This window comes from Lactobacillus helveticus DSM 20075 = CGMCC 1.1877 (assembly GCF_000160855.1).
GTDB classification, from domain to species: Bacteria; Bacillota; Bacilli; order Lactobacillales; family Lactobacillaceae; genus Lactobacillus; species Lactobacillus helveticus.
Genome location: NZ_GG700762.1, coordinates 6,114 through 9,683, shown reverse-complemented (window position 1 = coordinate 9,683; position 3,570 = coordinate 6,114). Strand labels below are relative to the sequence as shown.

Sequence of the window (3,570 nt, the reverse complement as noted above, 5' to 3'; positions counted from 1 at the left end):
TCAAAAATGATATTATCAATAATCTAGCTAAGGTAATCGATCCTGAATTAAATATCGATATAGTCAATTTAGGCTTAATTTATGGTATCGATTTAGATGAAGATGGCATTTGTCTGATCAATATGACTTTAACTACCCCAGCTTGTCCACTTACCCAGTTTTTAATTGATAAAATCAAAGCAGAAGTAGAACAAGTAGAAGAAGTTAAAAATGTAGACGTCGAATTCGTCTGGTATCCTGTTTGGTCACCAAATAAGATGAGCGACACAGCTAAAAAATATTTTGGCATAGAATAAAGAGAAGTAATTCCAAGTTTGAATTACTTCTCTTTTCATTTTTGATTTACTTTAGCAAAATGTCGCTAGTCACAATTCCTTTACCAAAGTATGGTTTAAGTTCAATTTGATAATCTTTTTTGAAGAAACCTTCAGCAGTCAAACGATCGATTTGTTTATTAGTCCACTTCAGTAATGATTTGTTACCCTTCTTAACAGCAGGTGCAATAAATTGGTGAGGACCAATTGATCTAATTCCGACTACATATTGAGGATTCTTTTTAATCCAGGCATATAAGTAGGAGTTATCATCAGCTAATGCAGCTCCTCGCTTATTTTTCATTGCATTAAATTGCTGGGTTTCTGAATCAAAACGTAAAAGCTTTATTCCAGGACGGTTAGCAAAGTAGTTTTCACCCGTTGATCCTTTCAAAAGAATCAATTGTTTCCCTCGCAATTGCTTTTCACTGGTAATCGGGTGACTCTTAGGTGAAACGACACCAGTTGATACTTTCATGTAAGGATGGGCAAAATCTACTACTTCTGCTCTTTCTGGAGTCTTGGTAAAGTTGGCTAAGACCATATCTACTTTATTAGAATTCAATGCGTCAACCCGGTTATTTCCGTTAAGTTGGGTAAATCGTGGTTTCACACCTAATTCTTTAGCTAATTCTCGTGCAAGTCGCAAATCAAAACCAACCCGTTTACCTTGAGAGTTAACCCAACCATATGGTGGTAAGTCGCCATAAACACCAATTCGAATATAACCTCGACGCTTAATTTGGGTCACACTATTATTGTTACTCCAACCGCCACCACCAGCAGAACGAGCTAGATATGGTTTAGTTAAACCCATATAAGCTGAAGCTAACACTACGACAGCGGCAATTACACTAATAATAGTGTTGAATATCTTTCGTCCACTCATAGTTTCATCCCCCTAGAAGTCCATATCAGTGAGGAAATGCTGAGCTCTTTCAGATTGTGGTTCAGTAAAGAACTGTTCACAAGGAGTTTTCTCAAGAATCCTGCCTTTTTCCAAAAAGAGGACTTGATCAGCGACACGTTTAGCAAAGTTCATTTGGTGAGTAACTAAGACCATCGTCATATGATCATTTTCTGAAAGCTTTTTAACAATATCTTCAATACCACGAACCATTTCAGGGTCAAGAGATGCAGTAATTTCATCAAGTAGAATAATTTCAGGCTTCATAACTAAGGTACGGACAATTGCCACTCTTTGTTGTTGACCACCAGATAATTCTCGAGGATACGTGTCAGCATATTGATCCATATTTACCCGTTTTAACAAATGATGTGCTTCTTGTTCTACTTCTGCTCGATCCCGTTTTTGGACCTTTGTAGGTGCCAAAAGAATATTTTGCATTACTGTTAGGTTTGGAAAAAGATCATATGATTGAAAAACCATGCCAATCTTTTGTCGAATAGCTTGCCATTCTTTTGGAGAGGACTGGACCTTTTTACCATGAAAGACAATCTCACCATTTTTATAATTTTCCAAACCATTCAGTGTTCTTAAGAGTGTTGATTTACCTGAACCTGAGGGACCCAGAATCGCCAAAACTTCACCCTTTTTCAAATTAAAGCTAATATCGTGAAGTGCTTGCCAGTCACCATAAAACTTGTTTAGATGTTCCACTTTTAAAATTTCTTCAGTCATTTTTCTCACCTATTTTTGCTTTGCCATTAAACTCTTTGCCCATACTGATAAAGGATAATCCAGGATAAAGTAAAAGAAGAAGATCAAACCATAAACCCAGAAAACACCTGTTGGGAATTTTTGATTATTTGCTTCAATAATTTGTTGTCCAACATTGATAACATCCATTACACTGATCAACATTAAAATAGAAGTTGTTTTAATTACTCTTGTTGCCAAGTTGATTGTAGCTGGCAATTCCAATTTGAATGCTTGCGGTAACAAAACATATAAGAAAAGTTGCGTCTTGCTCAATCCTAAAGCTAGACCGCTTTCCTTTTGCGCTAATGGTACGGATTGCAAAGCCCCACGAACAATATCACTGAATTCCGCTGCTACCCAAAGCGAAAATGCTAAAACTGCCATCCAAGTGCCAGGCCAGTTAATATGCAAGCTTCTAGGCAAAATGTAATAAACCAAATAAAGTAGAACTACACTAGGTAAAATTCTAAAGATTTCCATGTAGACTCTTAAAATGCAACGAATGATCTTATTTAGCATTGTACGAAGAACGCCAAAGACAGTACCAATAAGCAATCCAATAAAAATTGACAAAGCAGCAATCCAAATAGATGTCCATAAACCAACTAGTAGTCGGTCAAAGTTGCTGCCGCTAAATAAGACATTAATCCCCGAATGCGCCATAACGAACTTTCCTTTCTAGCCAGTTTAAAAGTAAAATTACTGGAATCATAATAATTGCATACCCGATAACCAACATTAATAGATATTCATTAGACCGGTAATACATCCCGATCAAATCCAATGCCGTATTGGTCAATTCAGGAATCGCAATCACTGTAAAAATAGATGTTTCCTTAATTAGAAAAATCACATTGGCTGCCAAAGCTGGCATACTTAAGGCAAAACCTTGAGGAAATACAACGTATCTTGCTAATTGAAAGCGATTCATCCCTAATGCTTCGCCTGAATTAATCTGACTATCCGTTACACCTTGAAAGCCACCGGTAAAACCTTCTGCCATATAGCCTCCACCCAGGAAAATCAAACCAATAATACCAGCGGTAACTGATGACATTCGCCAACCAATTACCGGTAATGCATAATACAAAAAGAAAAGTTGAATTAAAAGCGGTGTATTGCGTGCCAATTCGACATAAGCTGTTGCAATCTGACTTAAGATCGGGGTCTTAAAGTATTGCAGCAAACTTGCAATGACTCCAACAATGATTGAGCCAATAATCCCAACCAATGATAGCCAAACAGTAAGAACGAAGCCATGCCCATATGCTGGCAATGCCTGCTGTATAATGGTCCAATCCATTTACATACCTCTCATTCATTAAAACATCTTACTTTAATGTGAATAATAATAGTCTTATTAATATAAGTCAAATAAATTTTTAATTTTTGTTTATTATTTCAAAAAATCATATAATATTTAACAGATTTAAAAAAGAGGCGAGGAGAAAACAGATGTATGTTTATTATCAAATTGGCATCTTAGTAGGGATGATTGTAGTAGCATTTGCTATTCACATTTTACGTCAAGCTATTAATGGGAGTTCTCCGTTCATTATGTTTAATTACCTTTTTGCCCTATCAATTTCCATT

Annotated in this window: 5 protein-coding genes; 1 reads left to right on the top strand and 4 read right to left on the bottom strand. The window is 36.2% G+C overall.

Annotated features, from left to right (window positions below; translation table 11 throughout):
• On the top strand, positions 1-296 hold a 296-nt coding region (locus HMPREF0518_RS08875; protein WP_003627898.1), incomplete at its 5' end, for a metal-sulfur cluster assembly factor.
• Between the two features lie 46 nt (positions 297-342).
• Here the strand turns inward: HMPREF0518_RS08875 and HMPREF0518_RS08870 are convergent.
• Genes HMPREF0518_RS08870 through HMPREF0518_RS08855 form a run of 4 tightly spaced genes read right to left on the bottom strand, consistent with a single transcriptional unit; the run spans position 343 to position 3,280 of the window.
• Entirely contained in the window at positions 343-1,203 is an 861-nt protein-coding gene (locus HMPREF0518_RS08870; RefSeq protein ID WP_003627897.1) for a transporter substrate-binding domain-containing protein, read from the bottom strand.
• Between the two features lie 12 nt (positions 1,204-1,215).
• Entirely contained in the window at positions 1,216-1,956 is a 741-nt protein-coding gene (locus HMPREF0518_RS08865; RefSeq protein ID WP_020829309.1) for an amino acid ABC transporter ATP-binding protein, read from the bottom strand.
• A 9-nt stretch (positions 1,957-1,965) separates the two neighbouring features.
• Positions 1,966-2,640 carry an amino acid ABC transporter permease gene (locus tag HMPREF0518_RS08860; RefSeq protein ID WP_003627895.1) on the bottom strand — a complete coding sequence of 225 codons (675 nt, stop codon included), beginning with the start codon at positions 2,638-2,640 and terminating at the stop codon, positions 1,966-1,968.
• Positions 2,621-3,280, bottom strand: a complete 660-nt coding sequence (locus HMPREF0518_RS08855) for an amino acid ABC transporter permease (RefSeq protein ID WP_003627894.1) — start codon at positions 3,278-3,280, stop codon at positions 2,621-2,623. The genes HMPREF0518_RS08860 and HMPREF0518_RS08855 overlap by 20 nt, the downstream gene beginning before the upstream one ends.
• Positions 3,281-3,570 lie beyond the last annotated feature (290 nt).

Coding starts and splice junctions, on each gene's coding strand:
- HMPREF0518_RS08870 (WP_003627897.1), bottom strand. CDS start 1,203: ATGAGTGGACGAAAGATATTCAACACTATTATTAGTGTAATTGCCGCT.
- HMPREF0518_RS08865 (WP_020829309.1), bottom strand. CDS start 1,956: ATGACTGAAGAAATTTTAAAAGTGGAACATCTAAACAAGTTTTATGGT.
- HMPREF0518_RS08860 (WP_003627895.1), bottom strand. CDS start 2,640: ATGGCGCATTCGGGGATTAATGTCTTATTTAGCGGCAGCAACTTTGAC.
- HMPREF0518_RS08855 (WP_003627894.1), bottom strand. CDS start 3,280: ATGGATTGGACCATTATACAGCAGGCATTGCCAGCATATGGGCATGGC.